The sequence below is a fragment of the Bilifractor sp. LCP21S3_A7 genome (assembly GCF_052118825.1).
Taxonomy (GTDB): Bacteria; Bacillota; Clostridia; order Lachnospirales; family Lachnospiraceae; genus Bilifractor.
Window position 1 is genome coordinate 1 of the sequence record NZ_JBQKGL010000021.1, and the last position, 22,095, is coordinate 22,095.

Below are 22,095 nucleotides of genomic sequence, written 5' to 3' on the forward strand. Positions count from 1 at the left end.
GTGTGAAAGAGACTGGATGCGATTTCGAAGGCAACAGGTATGAGGATGAAGCGCGAAGGCGCGAAATCCGAATACCTGTAGGATTGCGGGAGTGCGAAGCACGGAGCAATCCGTAGCTTATACAGTTATTAAATAAGCTCTTCGATAATGCAGACAGAATCTGATATAAAAGAAAATAAGGAGACAATTAACCATGGCGGAAAGTATGAAGGGAATGAAACGAACCTGCAGAGCTGCGGAGGTCACTGCTGATATGATCGGCAGCGAAGTGACTCTGATGGGCTGGGTACAGAAGAGCCGCAACAAGGGCGGTATTATTTTCGTGGACCTCAGAGATCGTTCCGGAATCATGCAGCTGATTTTTGACAGTAAGGAGACCGAGGAGGAGTGCTTCAGCAAGGCGACAAAGCTCCGGTCTGAATTCGTGATTGCGGTAAGGGGAACCGTCCGGAAACGTGAGGGAGCGGTGAATGAGAAGCTTGCGACCGGATCGATGGAGGTTCTCGTCAATTACCTGAGAATTCTGGCAGAGTCCGAGACACCGCCATTTCCGATCGAGGAGAACAGCAAGACGAAGGATGAAATCCGTCTTGCTCATCGATATCTCGACCTTCGTCGACCGGATCTCCAGAGAAATATGAAGCTTCGTTCCGATGTGGCTTATTATACACGTGAGTTTTTCCACGATGAGGGATTCATGGAGATCGAGACGCCTATGCTTGGCAAGAGTACCCCTGAGGGTGCCCGTGACTACCTCGTTCCGAGCCGGATTCATCCCGGAAGTTTTTATGCGCTGCCGCAGTCTCCGCAGCTGTTCAAGCAGCTTCTGATGTGCTCGGGGTATGACCGGTATATTCAGCTGGCCAGGTGCTTCCGTGATGAGGATCTTCGTGCGGACCGCCAGCCGGAGTTCACACAGATCGATATGGAGCTGTCCTTCGTAGATGTGGATGATGTCATCGATGTCAACGAGAGATATCTGAAATACCTGTTCAAGAAGACGCTGAATATTGATGTTCCAACACCTATCCCGAGAATGACCTGGATTGAGGCGATGAACCGCTTTGGGTCAGATAAGCCGGATGTGCGCTTCGGCCTGGAACTTGTAGATGTGTCAGAGGTTGTAAAGGACTTTGACTTTGCGGTATTTAAAAACGCTCTGTCGTTGAAGGATGGTTCGGTTCGCGGCATCAATGTCAAGGGACAGGGCAACATGGGACGCAAGCAGATCGACAAGCTTGTCGAGATGGCAAAGGGCATGGGTGCAGGCGGTCTGGCATATATTCAGCTGAAGGACGATGGAACCGTGAAGTCCTCCTTTGCGAAATTTATGACGGAAGATCAGGAAGCTGCCCTGATTGAAGCAATGAAGGGTGAAAAGGGTGACCTTCTGCTCTTTGCGGCGGACCGCAACAAGATTGTGTGGAATGTGCTTGGACAGCTTCGCCTGCATTTCCGTGATGAGCTGGGGCTCACCAGGAAGGATGATTTCCGTTTCCTGTGGATTGTTGAATTCCCGCTTCTGGAGTGGTCTGATGAAGAGAACCGCTTTATGGCGATGCACCATCCCTTTACCATGCCGATGGAGGAGGATTGGGACAAGATCGATTCCGATCCGGGTTCCGTCCGCGCGAAGGCATATGATATCACGCTGAACGGCAATGAGATCGGCGGAGGCTCTGTCCGGATTCACCAGAACGACATTCAGGAAAAGATGTTCGAGGTTCTCGGCTTCACGAAAGAACGCGCATGGGAGAATTTCAAGTTCCTGCTTACTGCGTTCAAGTACGGAGTTCCGCCGCATGCAGGTCTGGCATACGGACTTGACCGTCTCGTCATGCTGATGGCGCAGGCGGATACCATCCGCGATGTTATTGCGTTCCCGAAGGTTAAGGACGCATCCGATCTCATGACCGAGGCACCTTCCAGAGTGGATCAGAAGCAGCTGGATGAGCTGGGACTGGAGATTCCCGCGGAAGAATAACCGACGGGAAGCCGGGCATGGGCTCTGGTAGATACCCGCCCTGATCCGGTCATATCATTGATATCATTGAACAGTCATAGACCGCTGGATCTGCACCGGCTATAAGTCGGTGCAGAACCAGCGGTCTTTTTACGCGAACAGTGAGCCGCAGCCGAATGCGAAGTATTCGTGTGCGGCGAGCGTCGCGATAGCGAGATAAAACTCGCGTAGCGTGTTTTATCTCGTTCTTGACATTGAGTGTACTGTGTTATATAGTACGCCATATACAGAGACCTTTTCTGAGGCGGAAGGAGGGAAAGCTTTGATTGCGATTGACTACCAGGATCGGCGTCCGATCTATGAGCAGATCGCAGATTACTACGAGATGCTGATTTTAAAGGGCGTTCTGGCGCCGGATGAGAAGATTTCTTCCGTGCGGCAGATGGCGCAGGAGTTGTCGATTAACCCGAATACAATTCAGAAGGCCTATGCGGTGCTGGAGAAAGAGGGTTACATTTACACGGTGAAGGGAAGAGGAAATTTCGTTTCCGGAAATCCGGCTTCTCTGGCGGAGCGAAAGCGGAATATCTGGAAGGACAAGATGAAGGAGTGCCTGAAGGAAGGCAGAGAGCTTGGGGTCGACCGGGAAGGCTGTACCCGGCTTGTCGATGAAATCTTTGGAGGGGGACAGGAATGATCGAGTTAACAAATGTGTCAAAGAAGTTCCAGGACGTTCAGGCTCTCCGGGAGGTTACGTCCGCTATTAATGAGGGAGAGGTCTTCGGACTGGTAGGAACGAACGGTTCAGGCAAGAGTACTCTCCTTCGCATGATCGCCGGAGTGCTGAAGCAGGATACAGGAGAAATCCTTATTGACGGTATCCCGGTGTGGGACAATCCGGCGGCAAAGGCTGACGTCTGCTTTATTCCGGATCTCAGCTATTTCCCGGTGAATGCAACGCCGGTCACAATGACCAGCATCTGGAAAACCATTTATCCGGATTTTCAGGAAAAGCGGTTCCTGGAGCTTCTCGGCAAAATCGGAATGGATAAGAAACGCAGAATCAACGCATTCTCGAAGGGCATGAAGAAGCAGCTGTCCCTGTTTCTCGGTATTTGTTCCGGTACGAAATATCTACTTTGCGACGAGACCTTCGACGGGCTGGATCCTGTCGTCCGTCAGGCAGTCAAGGGACTTCTGGCTTCGGAGATTCTGGACCGGGAATTTGTCCCCGTGATTGCCTCGCATAATCTTCGGGAGATGGAAGACATCTGCGACCATGTAGGACTTTTACATCATGGAAAGCTTCTCCTGTCCAGTGCCCTCGATGACATGAAATTCAACATGCAGAAGGTGCAGGTTGTCCTGAGGGATCCTTTGATGGAAGAAGAGCTGAAATCACGTCTCGATGTGATTCTGAGTGAGAAGAGAGGCTCAATTCTCACGATTGTTACCAGAGGATCTTACCAGAATGTCATGGATATCATTGAAAGAATGAATCCGATCTTCGCGGAGAATCTGCCGCTGACACTTGAGGAGATCTTTATTACAGAAACGGAGGTGACCGGATATGATGTTCGAAGCATTCATTCATAAACAGAAATCCATGCAGGCGTCTGCCGGGAGAAGAAATCCCGATCGGAAAATCAGCCTCGTTCGGTTTATACGGCAGGAGATCAGCCTCTCTTACTGGCTTCCGGTGCTGATCTCTGTGATTGCGTTTTTTGAGTATCCGATGCGTCTGTATCTGGTGCTGAACATCAACAACCTGTATGCTGAAAAGGGAAAAAATTACGCTGAGATGATACATTCCCTCCGGATAAAGGCACTTGAGTCAAGTCTGGGAACGAGTGATATTCCTACGATTCTTTCCGTCGGTGTCGCCGCACTTCTGTGCGCCTGCACGATGTTTTATTATCTGGATTCCAGGGAGAGAACTGATTTCTATCACAGCCTCGCGCTTACCCGCAATGAGCTGTATTGTGTGAAGTTTGCGGCAGGATGGCTTGCGGCGGCAGTCCCATATCTCGTGAATGTGTTTGGCGGATATTTCCTGTTCGGGGGAGTCTACGGGCTTCTGACCCGGGATACGCTCCGGACGGTGGCGGGATCGGCGCTGTTCTTCCTCCTGGCTTTTTCTGCAATTTATGGGGTCTGCATCCTCGCGATGATTCTGACCGGAAGACTTCTGACAGGACTTCTGACGGGAATATTTTTTCTGGGATATGGGCCGACATGCTTCTATCTGATCAGTTCGCTGATTCTGGATAAGTTCGTGACATACAGCAGCTATACAGATAGAGGTGGCAATGTGATCTGGCTTCTGTCCCCGTTCTCACTGATGTGGCTGAGAGGTGACAGATTGTCCTCTCTTTTCGGAACGTTGCTTCCGGATCGGATACAATCTCTGCTTCTTCCGGGTCTTTTCCTGGCGGGATATTTTGTTTTTTCGTTCATGTTCGGATTGTTTCTGTACAGAAGGAGACGTTCGGAAGCGGCGGAAAATTCTCTCTGCTATCATGGCTTCGGAGCATGTGTAAAGCTTCTTGTAAGCGTTCCGGGCGGAATCGCGTTTGGAGCGCTGCTCTCGAGATCCACGGACAGCAGCAGCGTGAGCTGGGTTGTTTTCTCTGTGATCGGAGTCTTTCTGATTAATGGCATCATTGATTTCATCTACAGCAGAGATCTGAAGAGTATCCCGAGACACTGGGCCTCCCTTGCCGCGGAGTATGCCGGAACAGCTCTTCTTCTCACACTGATGATCGTAAATCCCTTTGGATATGACAGATGGCTTCCGGAAACAGATCAGATTCTGTCGATGTCGATGATTCCCAACGGGGAAGGAATCCGTATTCTCGGCGAGTACAGCTACCTGGATATGAGACAGAACGCCATACCCATGCTGAAGAAAACGGAAACCGAAGATTTTATGTCCATCTATAAGCTGGCGGAAGAGGGCGTGAAGAATGCAAAACAGGCAGATGAGGCTGCGTATAATCCAAATATCTGTGTCATGTTCCATATGAAAAACGGCGTCGTTGCATACCGTCAGTACCAGGTGTCGGATGAGACGCTTCAGAAGGCGGAGAACGTGCTTTCAATGGATTCTTCCTGGAGGAAAAACAGTTATCCGGCCAATTATATGGATCCGTCTGCGATTGAAAGCGTTGAAATCTGTCCCTGGGAGATTGCGAAAGGAACGGGGACGACACCGGATCTGTCCGAAGAGGAAATCAATGATCTGATTCAGGCACTGAGGGACGATTCCAACGCAGTGGATCTCACGACGATTCAGAAGCAAGTGCCTGTGGGAACTATTCTGTTCACACCGAAGGACTGGTCTGAGGGGATTTCCATGGACGGCAGGCAGATGGATGTGTATGAGGTGTATCTCTATCCGGAATATGGCAGGACATTGGAATTTCTGAACAATCACGGCATCAATCTGTTGAAAGTTTCATCCGGAGACGAGGAGGGAATCAGCAGCGACATCCTGTCCGTGTATATACAGAGCGGAGAGAACAGTTATCTGCTGACGGATCCTGATGAAATTTCAGATTTTCTTCAGCATGTCACACAGATCCGCGGTTATTATACGGACGCAGAGGACGACTCCTGGTGGTACATGTCGGCCGCCTATCAGAGCGATCAGTACGAAAGAACCGTCTACTTTACTCCGGACGATGAAGCTTTGAAGATTCTGGAAGGGAATAAAGTATCGGATCAGGAGACTCAGTAAACCGATAATTCTGCAGCTAAGTGCACCCATTCGCAAATGGACAGTGGCATCACACCGGTCAGTTGGTTTCGCGCATTGTACCTCAGCCATTGGTATGCGGACAGGGGGCGGCTGGCACTGTTCTGATCAAGGAACCTCAGAGATTTTTGGAGGCATTTGTGAACGGTGACAGGCAGCTGTCATGGGAAAGGAGCATTATGAACAGGAAAAAAGCAGGCATTCTTGTGCTGATTATTGCCGCTGCGGGTGCTTTGACATTCGGAGTCATCCGCATGCATGCAGCGAAAAATAAAACGGAGAACACAGGGGAGACAGCGTACGTCGATCTGGTGTCAAACCTTGCTGATACCGGATCGCTCGGAACGAACAACTACTATGCTGGTACGGTGGAGACGCAGGAGACATGGTCCGTGAATAAGAACACCGATGCTGAGGTGAAGGACCTGAAGGTTGCCGTGGGACAGGAGGTAAAGAAGGGCGATGTGCTTTTTACCTATGACACGACAAAATACCAGCAGGATCTGGAGCAGGCCAATATCGATCTTCAGAGGCTGAATAACGAGTATACCTCAATGGGACAGACAATCAGTCAGCTGTCAAAGGAGAAGGCATCCGCTTCAGCATCGGAGCAGGCGGATTATACCATCCGGATTCAGGAACAGCAGCTCTCCCAGCAGCAGAAGCAGCTCGATATCCAGAGCAAGCAGCAGGACATCCGGAAGCTGCAGGACAACATCAACCACGCGACGGTGACCAGCCAGATGGACGGTGTGGTAAAGAGCATCAATGATGGAACATCAGACTCTTCTAACGGCACGGATACCTCCTATATCACGATAATCAAAACCGGAGACTATCGGGTAAAGGGTACCGTCAATGAACAGAATGTCGGAACGCTGTCCGAGGGGACGCCGGTTATTGTTCATTCCAGAGTGGATGAGGGCAAAACCTGGAAGGGAACAATAAATAAGATTGACACCGAGAATACCGTCAGCAGCAATAGCGACTATGGATACAGCGGAGCATCATCTTCCGGAGGCACAAACTATCCTTTTTACGTGGAACTCGAGAACAGCGAGGGACTCATGCTGGGACAGCATGTATACATGCAGACGGATACCGGAAGCAATGTGGATAAGAGCAAGGGAATCTGGATCGGTTCGTATATGGTCGATCAGTCTGATGCGAAACATCCCTTCGTATGGGCGGCAGGGAAGAACGGAAAGCTGGAGAAGCGTGAGGTAAAGCTGGGAGAGAGCGATGATACAACCGGAGAGGTGCAGATCACAGAGGGAATTACCATGGAGGATTCTCTGGCGATACCATCTCCGGATCTGAAGGAGGGCATGGCAACAGCCCCGATGAGTGAGATGCCATCGGAATCCGGAAAGGAAGGCGTGATGTCCTCGAGTTCGATTCCGCTCTCAGGAAATGACGTGATTTCCGGGAGCTACTACAAGGATACGATTTCGTCGTCAGAATATCGTGAGACCGAGAGCAGCAATAACCCGGAGGTGTCAGCGGCGCAGAAGGAAGCGGCGCAGGGATCGGAGGGCGGATCAGAAGGATACGCTGACAGCACAGATGACGGACAGGCAGCCGGCGGCGCCGTTGCCGCAGACTGAGGAGGTGCCGGAATGATCCTTGAATGCAGACATATCTATAAAAATTATATTCAGGGAAAGCTTGAAGTACCGGTTCTCAGGGATGTGAATTTTTCGATGGACGAGGGAGAATACGTGGCGGTCATGGGACCGTCCGGATCCGGAAAATCTACGCTGATGAACCTGATCGGCTGTCTGGATCAGCCGACAAGTGGGAAACTGATTCTGGACGGGAACGAAGTATCGAAACTTTCGGATAATGAGCTCGCGGACCTGCGGCTGGCAAAAATCGGGTTTGTATTTCAGAACTTTCAGCTGCTGCCGTACATGACCGCGCTGGAGAATGTGGAACTGCCACTGACCTATGCCGGCCTGCCAAAGAAAAAAAGACAGGAGCTGGCGAAGGAGGCACTGGCCCGGGTTGGCCTGTCGGAGCGGGTGGATTTCCGGCCAAATCAGCTCTCCGGTGGCCAGAAGCAGCGGACCGCGATTGCGCGCGCGATTGCGAACCGACCGAAAATTATTCTTGCGGATGAGCCTACCGGTGCCCTGGATTCAAAATCCGGCAGTCAGGTCATGGATCTGTTTCAGGAGCTGAACCGGGAGGGATCCAGTATTCTGATGATCACGCATGATCCCGGAATTGCGGCAAGGGCACAGAGACTCGTTGAGATCCGTGACGGCGTTCTATCTCTTCCCGGACATCAGGATCTTCCTGTACTTGAGGAAGAGAATCTGCTTCAAAAAGATAAGAGAATGAGGAAGGAAAGCGGACATACCGATGCAGGGGAAGGAGGGGATCCGGGCAATGAAGGCTAAGAAAGTAATATCTGTTATCCTTGCATCTGGGATTGCTGCAGGCGCCGGATACGGAATCTTCCGCGCGGTACAGGTGACGACCAGCCAGAGGACTGTCACAGTTTTCAATGCTTCTGACCTGAATTACAGCGGAGGCTACGGGTATGACAGCCAGACCATGCAGGGAGTCGTCACAACCGATGCCAGCCAGAACATTTACGTAACAGATACGGAGGATATTAAGCATGTGTATGTAAAGCAGGGACAGGCGGTTCGCGAAGGAGATATCCTCCTTGCTTATGATACGACAAAGACAGGCCTGAACCTGGAGCAGGAGAAACTGAACAACCAGCAGATCCGGCTGAATATTGAGGTGGCGGAGAAAAACCTTGATACTCTGCGTCGAATGAAACCGGTCAGCAATGTGATTCCGCCGGACGATTTCGCGCCGGTGGATCCATCATCGATCGATGATGGAGACATTGTCCCTGATAACGGTCCGGATGACATTAAAGAACCGGGGCAGAACGAAGACGAAAAACCGGGCGGGAATGACAGGGAACCGATGAAGCTTGTGAAATACAGGGAGCTGACCGCTGATTCGGAGGCAAAGAATGAAATGACCGCGGACGGAACAGCAGAAAAACCCTATCTGTTTCTCTGCGAGCCGGACGAGGAAGGCAGGATCACCATTGGCACCGGATTTATCCGTAAGCAGCAGGAAATGGCAGACAAGACGGGCCAGAAACAACGCTATATTGTTCTGGAAATTCTTGACGCGGATGATCATGCTGTTTCCGCATGGATGCAGGATATCCGCAGGCTGGATCCGGACAGCCCGGTCACGGTGGATGCCGCTACGGGAAATGCCGATTTTGCCGATCTTTCCGCAATGACTGCAGACCAGATCGCGAAGGCACTTGAGGGAATCCGTGATACGGACAAGCTTGCGGCTGCGCTGCAGAAACTGAGCGGAGATGAAGAAAAGCTGAATAACATCCTGAAGAAAATGGACAGAGAAACGAGGGAGAAGCTTCTGCAGGCGCTGACAGAGCTTCAGAAAGAAGATGATCCCCGGGATACGCCCGCACCGTCTCAGGATACGCCCGCACCGTCTCAGGAGCCGCCCGCGCCGTCGAACCCGACACCATCTCCTACACCGCAGGGAGGTGAGGGGTCAGAGCCCGGGACTTCTCCACAGCCATCTCCTGCAGAGGCTGCGGGGGATACAGAACAAAGCGGAGGCACCGTGCCTGCATCAGTTTCAGCGACAAATAACGTTTTTCGGGGAGCCTTTGCTGACTGCAAAAGCTATAGACGGATCGGAGACGATGCAGACGATGCTGTTTTTTCGGGAGAAACGGCGGAGTATTCACAGAAACCCGCGTGTGTCGGGAATGGAGATTTCGGAATTCTGACAGCAGATAAAAGCAGGACATCCCTCGGATCAGATTCCGGAACGGACAGCGGTTCAGGCAGCAGCGGGCTGATTTCCCCCGATGAGGAATATAGCGCAGATGAGCTGAAGCAGGCGATCCGGGATCAGGAAAGTCAGCTTTCGGACCTGAGGCTCGATCTGCAGGAATCGGATCTGAAGGTGAAGAAAGCGCAGCAGGATGTCACAGATGGTGTCGTAAAGGCGAAGATGAACGGAATCATCAAGACAGCCGGAGATCCGGACAATCCTCCGACTGACGGCAGCCCGTTTCTGCAGCTGGCGGGAGCGTCCGGCCTGTATGTAAAGGGAGGTGTTTACGAAAACCGTCTGTCTCAGATAAAGGAGGGAACGGAAGTCACGATAACCTCCTGGCAGTCGGGAAATACCTACCCGGCGACGGTAAAGAGCATCTCTTCGTATCCGGATACGAGCGGAATGTACGGCTCTGACAGCAGCAACTCCATATATCCGTTCATCGCCTATATCGACAGCGCCGATGCAGCTCTGACGAATGGCGAATATGTTCAGATCACAATGGATTCGTCGGGAATCACACCGGATAATACGGCGAATGGAGAATCCGACTTCTACCTGTACGGCGCCTTTGTTCTCGATGAAAACGGAAAAAAATACGTATATCTTCGCGGCAAGGACAAACGACTGGAGAAGAGAGAAATCAAGACAGGCACATATGAAAATGGATCCTATCAGATTAAATCCGGGGTCAGTCTGTCTGACTGGGTGGCCTTTCCTTACGGGAAAGATATCAGGGAAGGCGCAAAAACGAGAGAAGGGACGATTGATGAATTGTACTCATGATTCATTCGGTACAGAACAAACCATGAATAGCAAGGAGGAGACATGGCAGAAAATCTGAAGTTTTCCTTTCAAAGCATATGGGCACATAAGATGAGGTCCTTCCTGACGATGCTTGGCGTGATTATCGGAATCGCTTCGATCATAGGGATTGTGTCAACCATCAAGGGAACCAATAAACAGATTCTGCAGAATCTGATCGGCGCCGGAAACAATAATGTAACGATATCTTTGAAGCAGGGAGAGGGCGACTACTGGATGGACGGCGGTCTGCCTGACGGTGTCGTCCCTGTTTCCGATGCGCAGAAGAAGGAAATCCGGAAATTGGACGATGTCGCGGATGCATCCTTCTATCTTTCAAGAAGTTATGCGGACAGTATTTCAGCCGGAGACCAGACGCTGGACAGCGGACAGATGCTCGGTATCGACACACATTATCTTTCAACAACCGGTTACCGGATTTATTCCGGCCGTCCGTTTGTGGATGCGGACTACACGAAGTTCCGCAAGGTTGCGCTTCTGGACGAAACGGCTGCAAACATTCTGTATCCGTCCGGCAATGCTCTTGGGAACATCCTCAGCATAAAGGGAGAACCGTACACGGTGGTGGGGCTTGTGAGAAAAATACAGAAGACGCGGCCAAACTATGATTCCTTTCAGGATTATCTGACCTATGCAGAAGAGGAATATGGAAGGGTTATGATCCCCGACGCGGACTGGCCGATCAGTTACAGTTATGACGAACCGCAAAATTGTGTCGTGAAGGCCGTCCGGACGGAGGATATGAGTAATGTCGGGAAAGAGGTTCAGGATATCATGAATGAATCCGTCAGTGCCTCAGATACAGGAGGTAAGGATGAAAGCGGCAGCGCGATCCGATACAAGGCAGAGGATCTGCTGGAAAAGGCGAAGAATAAGCAGGAGCTTGCAGCAAGCACCAACAACCTTCTGATCTGGATCGCCAGCATCGCCCTTCTGGTCGGCGGAATCGGCGTAATGAATATCATGCTTGTGTCCGTGACAGAGAGAACAGGTGAGATCGGGCTCAAGAAGGCACTCGGAGCAAGAAAAAACCGTATTCTGGCACAGTTTCTCACGGAATCCGTTGTCCTGACGAGTATGGGAGGCATTCTGGGAGTCATTGTGGGAATCGTTCTCGCAGAGGTGATTTCCAAATCATCCGGAACGCCGGCGGCAATCAGCATCCCGTCGATATTCATCGGCGTCGGATTTTCGATGGCCATCGGCATCCTTTTCGGGCTGCTTCCCTCGATCAAGGCTGCGAACCTGAATCCGATCGACGCGCTTCGAAGAGAGTGACGGCGCCGCCAATTGTATAAGTTGCGGAATTACTGCGTGAACGGCAGCGATAAGGCAGGACCTCCGGGCTATGTCAGAAGCCGAGGTCCTCGCCTACCATTACAACCTTGATCCTGCCCGGATGTTTACTGTAGCGGGTGATGACTTCCTGGCAGCAGATGGTTTCCGGACTGAGGCAGTTTCCGCAGGTTCCGGTCACGGAGCAGGGCGTCTTGCAGCCGAGACGGACACAGTTCGGCGGGGTGGCACAGTTGTGTATACGCTGGAAAGCCTCGGGAATATCAAAGGCAAGCTTATTCATTCCCGTGACAACAATAACATGAGAGGGCCCTTGAATCAGAAAGCAGACCCGGTTGCCGTTCCCGTCGATATTTACAAGCTCTCCGTCCTTCGTGAAGGCGTTGGTGCTCATCAGAAAATAGTCGGCCATCATCTGCCGCGACATCATTTCACGCTTTTCTTCAGGTGTTCTCGCATCTGTCCTCTCGATAAAAGAGTAATTGCCGGTTCTGACCGCGTCAAGGATTCCGCATTCATTCAGTGTCGCGGATCCGCCGTAAGTCACCGAGGATTCCTCCGGTATCAGCTCCAGTACTTTTGTTCTTGCCTCTTCCCGTGTCGCGGTGTAGAAGGCTTCGATATTCCGTTTTTCAAATTTTTTGATCATGCTCTCGCCGAGATGGCGGTAATTTAGTTCCTTCGGTGTCATGAGAAATCCTCCTTTATATGCAAAATCCCTTGTCTTGAAACTTATCGTTGTTTCCATTATACTATATTAAATCCAGTCTGTGCACGAAGGACATCGAAAACACAGTCTGGCAATATCTGCAGAGCGGGACGGAAGGAAATATCCTTTTGGGAGCGCGGGCGTCGCTTAAACAGCTTTGCAGAAGTCTGGGCAGGTAAAATTATATGAATATCTTGTTTTTTATCACGCCAAAAGCGGAATGCGCGTACATCAGTGCGGACTGTTCCCTAAGGCAGGCAATCGAGAAGATGGAATACCACAAGTATACGGCGATTCCGATTCTCGATGAAAGGGGACGATACATCGGTACGCTGACAGAGGGAGATCTGCTGCGCATCATCAAGGACAGGTATGATCTCAGCCTCAGGGACGCCGAGGAGATTCGTCTTTCCTCCGTTCCGCGGAGATGGAAGATGGACCCGGTCAATATCAACTGCGATATCGAGGATCTGATTCAGACATCGATGCGTCAGAATTTTGTACCTGTGGTCGATGACGAAAACGTCTTTATCGGGATTATCACCCGAAAGGCCATCATCCAGTATTGCTATGAACATTTCAAAAAATACAGGGATGAACTGAAGGAATTGCAGCAACGAACGGAACAGCGTTCCTCCGGTGAAGAACCCAAGAAGGAAAAAGCAAAATGAAGAAAATAATCGAAGAAATCAGTGAAGTCGTAGCAGAAGCCTTTGAAAGGGCGGGATATGATGCCGGATTTGCCCGGGTCACTGTCTCAAACCGCCCGGATCTCTGTGAGTATCAGTGTAACGGAGCAATGGCAGCTAAAAAGCAGTACAAAAAGGCACCGATACAGATCGCCGGAGATGTTGTTGCGTATCTTCAGGATTCCGAACTGATCGAGAAGGCGGAAGCCGTTATGCCGGGCTTTATTAACATCACGCTGAACAGAAAATCCGTTGCGGAATACCTTCAGAAAATGGCGGAGGATCAGGAACTCTCCGTTGCAAAGACGGCAGACCCGGAGACAATCGTCATCGACTACGGCGGCCCCAATGTCGCGAAACCTCTTCATGTCGGACATCTGCGTTCCGCAATTATCGGAGAAAGTATCCGGCGCATGGGCCGCCGGCTCGGCCATCACATGATCGGTGATGTTCATCTCGGAGACTGGGGGCTTCAGATGGGCCTGATCATCACTGAGCTTCATGAAAGAAAACCGGAGCTGCCCTATTTCGATGACTCCTATACCGGAGAATATCCGAAGGAGGCGCCATTTACCATCAGCGAGCTGGAGGAGATTTATCCGACGGCAAGCAAAAAATCGAAGGAAGATGACGCCTACAAGAATAAGGCTCTTCAAGCGACGGCGGAGCTTCAGAGCGGAAGGAGGGGATACCGGGCTCTCTGGAGACATATCATTTCCGTTTCAGTCACCGATCTGAAGAAAAACTACGAAAAACTGGACGTCCATTTTGATCTGTGGAAGGGAGAGTCGGATGCACAGGCCTATATCCCGGACATGGTTCAGATGATGAAGGACAAGGGATACGCCTACGAGGATCAGGGCGCGCTGATCGTGGATGTCAGGGAGGAAAAAGACCAGAAGGAGGTTCCGCCCTGCATGATCCTGAAATCCGATGGAGCAGCGCTTTATACAACTACTGATCTGGCTACGATTGTCGAGCGTATGCAGGATTTTGATCCGGATGAGATCCTATATGTGGTGGACAAGCGTCAGGAGATGCACTTTATCCAGACCTTCCGCTGCGCACGGAAGACGGGTCTTGTAAAACCGGAGACAAAACTGACATTTCTCGGCTTCGGAACCATGAACGGGAAGGACGGAAAGCCGTTCAAGACCAGAGAGGGCGGTGTAATGCGTCTGGAGACTCTGATCGCGGATATCGATCGGGAAATGTTCCGGAAGATCGTGGAGAATAAGAGCGTCAAGGATAAGGACGCAGAGGAAACCGCGAAGATTGTAGGACTTTCTGCCATCAAGTACGGAGATCTCTCGAATCAGGCGTCCAAGGATTATGTGTTTGACGTCGATCGTTTTACTTCTTTTGAAGGCAATACCGGGCCGTATATCCTGTATACGATCGTGAGAATCAAATCCATCCTGAATAAGTTCAAAGCGGAGGGCGGAAGTCTGGAAGACGCGAAAATCCTGAACGCCGCAAGTGACATTGAGAAGAAACTGATGCTTCAGCTGTCGCGATATAACGAGGCGCTTACCGGTGCCTTTGAGGAAAAAGCGCCGCATCGTCTCTGCGCCTATATTTACGAGCTATCCAATAATTTCAACAGCTTCTATCATGAGACCCGGATTCTGACCGAGGAGAATGAGGGGCAGAAGAAATCCTGGCTGCTTCTTCTGAAGACTGTTCAGAGGGTACTGGAGGATGCAATCGATGTCCTCGGTTTCAGTGCCCCGGAGGAGATGTGAGGAAACCTGAAGATCCGGAAGAACACAACAGGTCCGATGCGGTCAGTGACCGGAAATCGGAAATGGATGAAAATGTGTTCGTGGGAGGAGAGGAGAAAATGGAGCGCCTGATCGTCTTCGATTTTGACGGCACACTTACAGATACGGGGCTCGGAATCACAAGGAGTGCCCAGTATGCGCTGGATCAGATGGGATGGCAGCATCGGGAGGCGGAAGAACTTGGATTCTTTGTCGGTCCGCCTCTGAATGAAAGCTTTGCACAGATGGGTATGAATGAATCGGAGTGTGTTCAGGCAGTCCGTCTGTTCCGGGAGCGGTATGAATCGATCGGTAAGCTTGAGTACACGGTATACCCTGGGATCGGAGATCTGCTGTGCTCTCTGAAGGAAAGAAAATGGCGGATTGGAATGGCAACCTCAAAGCCCGAAAAGTTTGCGAGGGAAATCGCTGACGACTGCGGATTTCTAAGGTACTTCGATTGTGTGAGCGGGATATCTCTGACCGGGGTGGAGGGGACGATCTCCAAGGCCGGCCTGATTCAGCGGGTACTGGACAGGACTGGCTTCTCGGGAAGAAGAGATGCGGCATGCATGGTCGGAGACCGGAAATATGATATCGAGGGCGCGAGAGCAGAGAAGCTTCTGGCTGTCGGTGCAGCCTATGGATACGGCGGGAGACAGGAACTGGAGAGAGCGGGGGCGGATCTGGTTTTTGATACGCCAGAGGAGATGGCTGAGGCTTTTCTGACCAACAGAGTCTTTTAAACGTAGAGCCTTTAAACGTCCTGCTGCGGAGATAAGAAAATGACAAAGAGACAGAAAATCTGGGATGTGGTTTTTCCGCTGGTCTTTATATGGCTGTGCATGGCGGCGGTTACGGTCGTCCTTCTGCTTGTGACGGGGCTGATTGTCGGAGAGTATGATCCGGAGAAGATCTATGACAGGGTCCCGACACTCCCGATGTGGATCAGCATCGCAGCATTCGGCCTCACGCTTCTTCTGCAGAAGAACAATTACCGGGTGGACTCCATGCGCTTTCCGATGAGGGACGGCGGGTGGAAGGCATGGCAGATGGTGTGTGGCTGTCTGTGTGTTACATTTGCCGGTCACGTGTGGAGCAGCCTGATCACGGGAAGCGGTCTGGAACGGGTTTTCACGGGTTACACGCAGAACGCCGCACCTGCCTTCGAAAACCAGAATCTGCTGCTGCTGATCCTCGGAACAGTGATTCTCGGACCGGCAGCGGAAGAGATGATTTTCCGCGGCATGCTGTTCCGCCGCGCGGCGTACTATGCCGGTATGAGAAAAGGAATCCTGCTCTCTGCTTTTTGTTTCGGTATCTATCATGGAAATGTGATTCAATTTCTCTACGCGTCCGTGCTTGGCTTTCTTCTGGCTTTTGTCTATGAAAGGAGCGGCGACCTCCGTGCTGCCGTTGCGGCACATATGAGCGTCAACGCCTGGGCTGTGTTCGGGGACCGTCTGATACGAAAGACTTTCCATGGATCTGTTCCCGCATCCTGTCTGGCTGCGGAAGCAGCTGCTTGTGTGACCTGCTTTCTCCTGCTTTATTTTCGGAGAAAACAGAAAAGTGCCTGAAAGAATTCATGAACAATATGGCGTTCGCAGAAAAAAATACGAATATAAAAAATATCAAATTTCCCCTTGCATTTCCTGGGGATGTCTGATAGAATATCACATGTTGCAAGGCAATGCACAAAGCATTGGGCTATCGCCAAATGGTAAGGCAACGGACTCTGACTCCGTCATTTTCCTGGTTCGAATCCAGGTAGCCCAGTAAGAAGCGATTACATCCATGTGATGTAATCGCTTATTTTTTTGTATAAGCTCTTCGAAAACGCAGACGGAGCTCGTCGCACGCGAAGCGCGCGTAAGAGACCGGATGCGATTTCGAAGGCAACAGGTATGAGCACGAAGTGACGCGTAAGCGGCACAAAAGTGCGAATGCCTGTAGGATTGCGAGAGTGCGGAGCACGGAGCAATCCGTAGCTTATACAATAAACCTCATACGATAAGCTGTGCCACATACTGTATAAGTCCCCGCAAAGCATGCGTCAGAGAGCGGATGCGAATGCATGCAACGACGCGAATACCATGAAAGGAAGAAAACAATGAAATACTATTATGAAGGAAGAGTCCGCTTCAGCGAAGTAGACGAAAATCAGCGCATGACTCCCTATACGATCCTGAATTATTTTCAGGACACTGCAACCTTTCATGGTGAGGACGCAGGAATTGGCATTGCTCATAACCGAAAGCAGGACCATGCGTGGGTGATCGTAGACATGCAGGCACATATCTACCGATATGCGGCTTTCAACGAGAAGATCAGGGTAGGAACCTGGTCTCACGGATTCCGGAGCCTGATGGCGTCCCGTGACTTCTCAATGGAAAGCGCGAATGGCGAGACACTGGTTCTCGCAGCCTCAGACTGGGTATTCATGAATATGAAGACGGGAACACCGGAGGTGATTCCCGCAGAGCAGATCGAGGGATACGGGTTCGATCCGTCGTGGAAGATTCCGGAGGACCTGGGTAAACGGAAGATCCGGATTCCCGAAAACGGGGAGGAGCAGAAGAAAATCATAATCCGTGAAGAACATCTCGATGTAAACGGTCACATGAACAATGCGCAGTACGTGCGCCTCTCAAGGAGATTTCTTCCTGTCGGATTTGAGGTGCATCATCTTCGCGTCGAATGGATTCGGCAGGTCATGGAAGGCGATGTCATTGTTCCGATTGTAGGAAAACGGGATGGCAGCTTTTATGTACAGTTTAATGATGAACAGGGAGAGAAATATTTTATCTCCGAATTTTCGGAGTAACGGAACCAGTCTCCGGATTGTCAATTCGTGGAGATAATTGTCGCATTAATTCGGGCTTCGGCTGCAGAAAGGACGGAACAACATGTTGGAATTGGGGAAAAAGCAGGTGCTGAGAGTGCTGAAGAGACAGGACTTCGGAGTATATCTCTCCGATGACCTGAAGGCTGGAAAGGAGCAGCAGGTGCTCCTGCCTGCCAGACAGGTGCCGGCCGGAGTGGAGATTGGCACCCCTGTCGAGGTATTTTTATATCGGGATTCGAGTGACCGGCTGATTGCAACGACAAACACACCAAAGGTAGAACTCGGGGAGACTGCGGTTCTCAGGGTGAAGGATACAACGCGCATCGGAGCGTTTCTTGACTGGGGGCTGGAAAAGGATCTTCTGCTCCCTTTCCATGAACAGACCTGCAAGGTTGAGAAAAATGACGATGTTCTGGTCGCTCTCTATATAGACAAGAGCGGGCGCCTTTGCGCGACAATGAAGGTCTATCACTATCTTCATACGGATTCCCCGTACAGTGTCGGTGATGTGGTGCAGGGAAGGGTATATGAACAGAGCAAAAACTTCGGCGTTTTTGTTGCCGTAGATGACAAATATTCTGCTCTCATCCCGAAAAAAGACGCACAGGGAGAATTCCGGCCGGGAGAGATACTGAAGGTTCGGATCACACAGATCCGGGAGGACGGAAAACTGACTGTCACGACCAAGCAGAAGGCTTATCTTCAGATGGATACGGACGCAGAGAGAATCGAAGAAGCCATCCGCGAGGAGGGAGGCGTTCTTCCGTTTGATGACAAGGCGGATCCTGAACTGATCAACAGCCGCTTTGGAATCTCAAAGGCTGCATTCAAGCGCGCGGTTGGTCATCTCCTGAAGGAGAGAAAAATACGGCTCGATGACGGACAGATTTATCTGAAAGAGTGATCGGAATGAGTTTTGTACATCTGCATGTTCATACGGAATACAGCCTCCTGGACGGATCAAATAAGATCAGAGATTATGTCGCACGGGTAAAGGAACTCGGCATGAACGCCGCGGCGATTACAGACCACGGTGTGATGTACGGCTGTATTCAGTTCTACAAGGAGTGCATGGCCCAGGGAATAAAGCCCATCCTCGGGTGCGAAGTTTATGTAGCGCCAGGGTCAAGGTTTGACCGGGAATCCGCATCCGGTGAGAACCGCTATTACCATCTGATCCTGCTGGCGGAAAATCTGCAGGGATATCACAATCTGATGAAAATTACCAGCCGGGGCTTTACAGAGGGCTTTTATTATAAGCCGAGAGTAGACCTGGAGCTTCTCAGAAAATATCACGAAGGGATCATCGCGCTTTCCGCCTGTCTGGCGGGAGAGGTTGCTTCAAACCTTGCAAGAAACCGTTACGAGGAGGCAAAAGCCGCGGCTCTCCGGTATGAGGATATTTTCGGAAGAGGCAATTTTTTTCTTGAACTGCAGGATCATGGAATTCCCGCGCAGAGAATCGTAAATCCACAGCTGCTGCGGATGAGTGAGGAAACGGGCATTGAACTTGTGTGTACGAATGACTGTCATTACACAAGAGCGGAGGATGCCGATGCCCATGACATTCTTCTGTGTATTCAGACTGGGAAAAAGGTCAGCGATGAAAACCGTCTGCGATATGAGGGCGGGCAATATTATGTGAAATCCGAGGAGGAGATGGCAGCTCTGTTTCCCTATGCCAGGCAGGCGCTTGACAATACCCAGAAGATTGCAGACAGATGCCAGGTCGAGATCCGCTTTCATGAGCTGAAGCTTCCGAAATACGAGGTGCCGGAGGGCTTTACCTCGTGGACTTATCTTCAGAAACTGTGCTATGACGGCGCGGAACGGCTCTACCACCCGGTCACGCAGGAAATCCGCGATCGCCTGGAATATGAACTGAATACGATCCGCACCATGGGGTATGTCGATTATTTTCTGATCGTCTGGGACTATGTTCATTTCGCAAAGGAGCATAACATTCCTGTCGGCCCTGGAAGAGGAAGCGCTGCGGGAAGCATGGTATCCTACACGATGGGAATCACGGAACTGGACCCGCTGAAGTACAGTCTGCTTTTTGAACGTTTTCTGAATCCGGAGAGGGTATCCATGCCGGATATTGACGTGGATTTCGGGTTCGAACAGAGACAGGAGGTCATTGATTACGTCGTAAGAAAATACCATAAGGATCGGGTGGTTCAGATCGTCACCTTTGGTACGATGGCCGCGCGAAACGCGATCCGTGACGTCGGCCGCGTTATGGACCTGCCCTATGCACTCTGTGATGCCACCGCGAAGATGATACCGAATGAGTTAAACATTACGATTGACAAGGCACTGACGATGAATCCGGATCTGAAGAGGGCATACGACTCTGACGAACAGGTACATCATCTGATTGATATGGCGAGAAAGCTGGAGGGACTGCCAAGGCACACCTCCATGCATGCAGCTGGCGTGGTTATTTCATCCAGACCGGTAGACGAGTTTGTACCGCTCCAGAGAGCGGCGGATGGCACTATCACTACACAGTATAACATGACGGAGCTGGAGGAACTCGGCCTTCTCAAAATGGATTTTCTCGGGCTCCGGACGCTGACGGTGATTCAGGATGCCACAAATATGGCGGAGAGGAGAACCGGACTGAAAATTGATCTGCGAAAGGTTGATTATAATGACCCGAAGGTGATGAAGATGATCGGAGAGGGCCGGTGCGAGGGGGTGTTCCAGCTGGAGTCCGCGGGAATGACGAGCTTCATGAAGGAACTGAAGCCCACCTCTCTGGAGGACATCGTCGCGGGTGTGGCGCTTTATCGCCCGGGTCCTATGGACTTTATTCCTGACTATATCAAAGGGAAAAAACATCCGGAACTGGTACGGTATGACACCCCACAGCTTGAGCCGATCCTGAAGTCCACCTATGGATGCATCATCTATCAGGAACAGGTCATCAACATCGTCCGCGAGCTCGCCGGCTATTCCTACGGAAGCGCTGACCTGCTGCGGCGGGCAATGTCAAAGAAGAAAATGCACGTCATGGAGGAGGAACGCCAGAATTTTGTCTATGGCAGCGAGGAGAAAAATATCCCGGGCTGCATCCGCAACGGAATCGATGAACAGACAGCAAATAAAATCTATGACGAGATGATCGATTTTGCACGGTATGCGTTTAATAAAAGTCACGCCGCCTGCTACGCGGTTGTGACCTTCCAGACAGCGTGGCTGAAATGCTATTATCCGGTCGAGTTTATGGCTGCGCTGATGACTTCGGTCATCGACAATGCGGGGAAATGCTCTGAATATATGCTGCACTGCAGGAAGATGGGCATTGAAATTCTCCCTCCGGATATCAATCGGAGCGAGAGTTCGTTCTCGGTGGAAGGCGGAAAGATCCGTTATGCTCTTTCGGCCGTGAAGGGAATCGGACGCCCGGTGATGGAGGCAATAGAAGCGGAACGGGCGCTGAACGGTCCGTTCAAGAGCCTGAGAGACTTCTGTGAGAGACTTTCCGGCAGAGAAGTCAACAAGCGGACGCTGGAAAATTTCATCAAGGCAGGAGCCTTTGACTGCTTTGGCGGTACCCGCAGGCAGTATATGCAGGTGTACAGTCTGATCCTGGATCAGGTCAGCCAGGACAGGAAAAACAACCTGACCGGGCAGATGAATCTCTTTGATTTTATGGGCGAAGAGGCCGGAAAACAGTTTGAGATACGCCTGCCCGATGTCGGGGAATTTAATAAAGAGGAAAAACTTGCCTTTGAGAAGGAGGTGACTGGAATCTATATCAGCGGTCATCCCCTCGAAAAATATGAGGAAAAGTGGAGAAAAAACGTATCTGCGGTGACGACGGACTTCCTTCCGGACGAAGAGAGCGGGATCCCGAAGGTCGGAGACGGAAACCGGGTTACGGTAGGCGGTATGATCACTGCCAAGACGATCAAATACACTAAAACAAATCAGACGATGGCGTTTCTGACGCTGGAAGATCTTCTCGGCACAATGGAAATCATCGTATTTCCAAAAAGCTATGAGCAGTATTCAGGTATGATTGATACTGACGCAAAGGTGTTCATCCGCGGCAGGGTTTCTGTGGAAGAAGACCGGCCAAGCAAGCTCATTCTGGAAAGAGTGATTCCCTTTTCCGAGGTTCCGGCAGAGATCTGGATTCGTTTTCCGGACAGAGATGCCTTTGAACAGGAGGAAAAAGATATTCGGGACATTGTCTCACCTTTCCCCGGAACGGACCGGGTCATCGTCTATCTGGAGAAAGAACGCGCAATGAAGAGGATGAACTGTTTTACTGACGCGGAAGATGCCGGAGGAGTTCTCGTCACTTTGAAGCAAAAATTCGGCGGTGACAACGTGAAAGTTGTTGAAAAGCGCATTGAAATGCAATAGAATTTGCATT

General features: G+C 51.0%; 16 protein-coding genes and 1 tRNA gene. 16 read left to right on the forward strand and 1 reads right to left on the reverse strand.

The features are described 5' to 3' along the window. The first annotated feature begins 193 nt into the window (after nt 1-193). From aspS to ACTQ1O_RS13715, 8 genes are all read left to right on the forward strand, one after another. A complete protein-coding gene (gene aspS, locus ACTQ1O_RS13680; RefSeq protein WP_441487738.1) occupies nt 194-1,984 on the forward strand; it encodes an aspartate--tRNA ligase in 1,791 nt (596 codons plus the stop codon). 301 nt (nt 1,985-2,285) lie between these two features. After that, a complete protein-coding gene (locus tag ACTQ1O_RS13685) occupies nt 2,286-2,660 on the forward strand; it encodes a GntR family transcriptional regulator (protein ID WP_441487739.1) in 375 nt (124 codons plus the stop codon). Beyond that, nucleotides 2,657-3,559, forward strand: coding sequence for an ATP-binding cassette domain-containing protein (locus ACTQ1O_RS13690; protein ID WP_441487740.1), 903 nt, complete (start codon nt 2,657-2,659; stop codon nt 3,557-3,559). The genes ACTQ1O_RS13685 and ACTQ1O_RS13690 overlap by 4 nt, the downstream gene beginning before the upstream one ends. Then, nucleotides 3,534-5,702: a DUF6449 domain-containing protein gene (locus tag ACTQ1O_RS13695; RefSeq protein WP_441487741.1), complete on the forward strand. Its 2,169-nt coding sequence runs from the start codon at nt 3,534-3,536 to the stop codon at nt 5,700-5,702. The genes ACTQ1O_RS13690 and ACTQ1O_RS13695 overlap by 26 nt, the downstream gene beginning before the upstream one ends. A gap of 197 nt (nt 5,703-5,899) precedes the next feature. Further along, nucleotides 5,900-7,327, forward strand: a complete 1,428-nt coding sequence (locus ACTQ1O_RS13700) for an efflux RND transporter periplasmic adaptor subunit (RefSeq protein WP_441487742.1) — start codon at nt 5,900-5,902, stop codon at nt 7,325-7,327. A gap of 12 nt (nt 7,328-7,339) precedes the next feature. Beyond that, on the forward strand, nt 7,340-8,125 hold the full coding sequence (locus tag ACTQ1O_RS13705; protein WP_441487743.1) for an ABC transporter ATP-binding protein: 786 nt from the start codon (nt 7,340-7,342) through the stop codon (nt 8,123-8,125). Next, nucleotides 8,115-10,361 (forward strand): hypothetical protein, encoded by a 2,247-nt coding sequence (locus tag ACTQ1O_RS13710; RefSeq protein WP_441487744.1) that lies wholly within the window; start codon nt 8,115-8,117, stop codon nt 10,359-10,361. The genes ACTQ1O_RS13705 and ACTQ1O_RS13710 overlap by 11 nt, the downstream gene beginning before the upstream one ends. Nucleotides 10,362-10,403: 42 nt before the next feature. Continuing rightward, entirely contained in the window at nt 10,404-11,678 is a 1,275-nt protein-coding gene (locus ACTQ1O_RS13715) for an ABC transporter permease (RefSeq protein ID WP_441487745.1), read from the forward strand. A 73-nt stretch (nt 11,679-11,751) separates the two neighbouring features. Here the strand turns inward: ACTQ1O_RS13715 and ACTQ1O_RS13720 are convergent, their stop codons facing one another. After that, nucleotides 11,752-12,387, reverse strand: coding sequence for a lactate utilization protein (locus tag ACTQ1O_RS13720; protein WP_441487746.1), 636 nt, complete (start codon nt 12,385-12,387; stop codon nt 11,752-11,754). Between the two features lie 203 nt (nt 12,388-12,590). Between ACTQ1O_RS13720 and ACTQ1O_RS13725 the strand changes: the two genes are divergently transcribed. The 8 genes from ACTQ1O_RS13725 (at nt 12,591) to ACTQ1O_RS13760 (ending at nt 22,085) form a co-directional block, all read left to right on the forward strand. Continuing rightward, the gene (locus tag ACTQ1O_RS13725) at nt 12,591-13,076 is read left to right on the forward strand and encodes a CBS domain-containing protein (RefSeq protein ID WP_441098713.1); all 486 of its coding nucleotides are present in this window, start codon (nt 12,591-12,593) and stop codon (nt 13,074-13,076) included. Beyond that, nucleotides 13,073-14,839: an arginine--tRNA ligase gene (argS, locus tag ACTQ1O_RS13730; RefSeq protein ID WP_441487747.1), complete on the forward strand. Its 1,767-nt coding sequence runs from the start codon at nt 13,073-13,075 to the stop codon at nt 14,837-14,839. Before ACTQ1O_RS13725 ends, argS begins: the two co-directional genes overlap by 4 nt. Then, nucleotides 14,836-15,603 (forward strand): HAD hydrolase-like protein, encoded by a 768-nt coding sequence (locus ACTQ1O_RS13735; RefSeq protein ID WP_441487748.1) that lies wholly within the window; start codon nt 14,836-14,838, stop codon nt 15,601-15,603. Before argS ends, ACTQ1O_RS13735 begins: the two co-directional genes overlap by 4 nt. Before the next feature lie 39 nt (nt 15,604-15,642). Next, nucleotides 15,643-16,437 (forward strand): CPBP family intramembrane glutamic endopeptidase, encoded by a 795-nt coding sequence (locus tag ACTQ1O_RS13740; RefSeq protein WP_441487749.1) that lies wholly within the window; start codon nt 15,643-15,645, stop codon nt 16,435-16,437. Between the two features lie 126 nt (nt 16,438-16,563). Beyond that, nucleotides 16,564-16,636: transfer RNA gene (locus tag ACTQ1O_RS13745), tRNA-Gln, on the forward strand. 334 nt (nt 16,637-16,970) lie between these two features. After that, on the forward strand, nt 16,971-17,684 hold the full coding sequence (locus ACTQ1O_RS13750) for an acyl-[acyl-carrier-protein] thioesterase (RefSeq protein ID WP_441487750.1): 714 nt from the start codon (nt 16,971-16,973) through the stop codon (nt 17,682-17,684). Nucleotides 17,685-17,766: 82 nt separating this feature from the next. Continuing rightward, nucleotides 17,767-18,609: a CvfB family protein gene (locus ACTQ1O_RS13755; protein ID WP_441487751.1), complete on the forward strand. Its 843-nt coding sequence runs from the start codon at nt 17,767-17,769 to the stop codon at nt 18,607-18,609. A 5-nt stretch (nt 18,610-18,614) separates the two neighbouring features. Continuing rightward, on the forward strand, nt 18,615-22,085 hold the full coding sequence (locus ACTQ1O_RS13760; RefSeq protein ID WP_441487752.1) for a DNA polymerase III subunit alpha: 3,471 nt from the start codon (nt 18,615-18,617) through the stop codon (nt 22,083-22,085). The last annotated feature ends 10 nt before the right edge of the window (nt 22,086-22,095 follow it).

Bases quoted from the DNA above. Each gene is read 5' to 3' on its own strand.
- aspS (WP_441487738.1), top strand. From the start codon at position 194: ATGGCGGAAAGTATGAAGGGAATGAAACGAACCTGCAGAGCTGCGGAG.
- ACTQ1O_RS13690 (WP_441487740.1), top strand. From the start codon at position 2,657: ATGATCGAGTTAACAAATGTGTCAAAGAAGTTCCAGGACGTTCAGGCT.
- ACTQ1O_RS13695 (WP_441487741.1), top strand. From the start codon at position 3,534: ATGATGTTCGAAGCATTCATTCATAAACAGAAATCCATGCAGGCGTCT.
- ACTQ1O_RS13700 (WP_441487742.1), top strand. From the start codon at position 5,900: ATGAACAGGAAAAAAGCAGGCATTCTTGTGCTGATTATTGCCGCTGCG.
- ACTQ1O_RS13705 (WP_441487743.1), top strand. From the start codon at position 7,340: ATGATCCTTGAATGCAGACATATCTATAAAAATTATATTCAGGGAAAG.
- ACTQ1O_RS13710 (WP_441487744.1), top strand. From the start codon at position 8,115: ATGAAGGCTAAGAAAGTAATATCTGTTATCCTTGCATCTGGGATTGCT.
- ACTQ1O_RS13715 (WP_441487745.1), top strand. From the start codon at position 10,404: ATGGCAGAAAATCTGAAGTTTTCCTTTCAAAGCATATGGGCACATAAG.
- ACTQ1O_RS13720 (WP_441487746.1), bottom strand. From the start codon at position 12,387: ATGACACCGAAGGAACTAAATTACCGCCATCTCGGCGAGAGCATGATC.
- ACTQ1O_RS13725 (WP_441098713.1), top strand. From the start codon at position 12,591: ATGAATATCTTGTTTTTTATCACGCCAAAAGCGGAATGCGCGTACATC.
- argS (WP_441487747.1), top strand. From the start codon at position 13,073: ATGAAGAAAATAATCGAAGAAATCAGTGAAGTCGTAGCAGAAGCCTTT.
- ACTQ1O_RS13740 (WP_441487749.1), top strand. From the start codon at position 15,643: ATGACAAAGAGACAGAAAATCTGGGATGTGGTTTTTCCGCTGGTCTTT.
- ACTQ1O_RS13750 (WP_441487750.1), top strand. From the start codon at position 16,971: ATGAAATACTATTATGAAGGAAGAGTCCGCTTCAGCGAAGTAGACGAA.
- ACTQ1O_RS13755 (WP_441487751.1), top strand. From the start codon at position 17,767: ATGTTGGAATTGGGGAAAAAGCAGGTGCTGAGAGTGCTGAAGAGACAG.
- ACTQ1O_RS13760 (WP_441487752.1), top strand. From the start codon at position 18,615: ATGAGTTTTGTACATCTGCATGTTCATACGGAATACAGCCTCCTGGAC.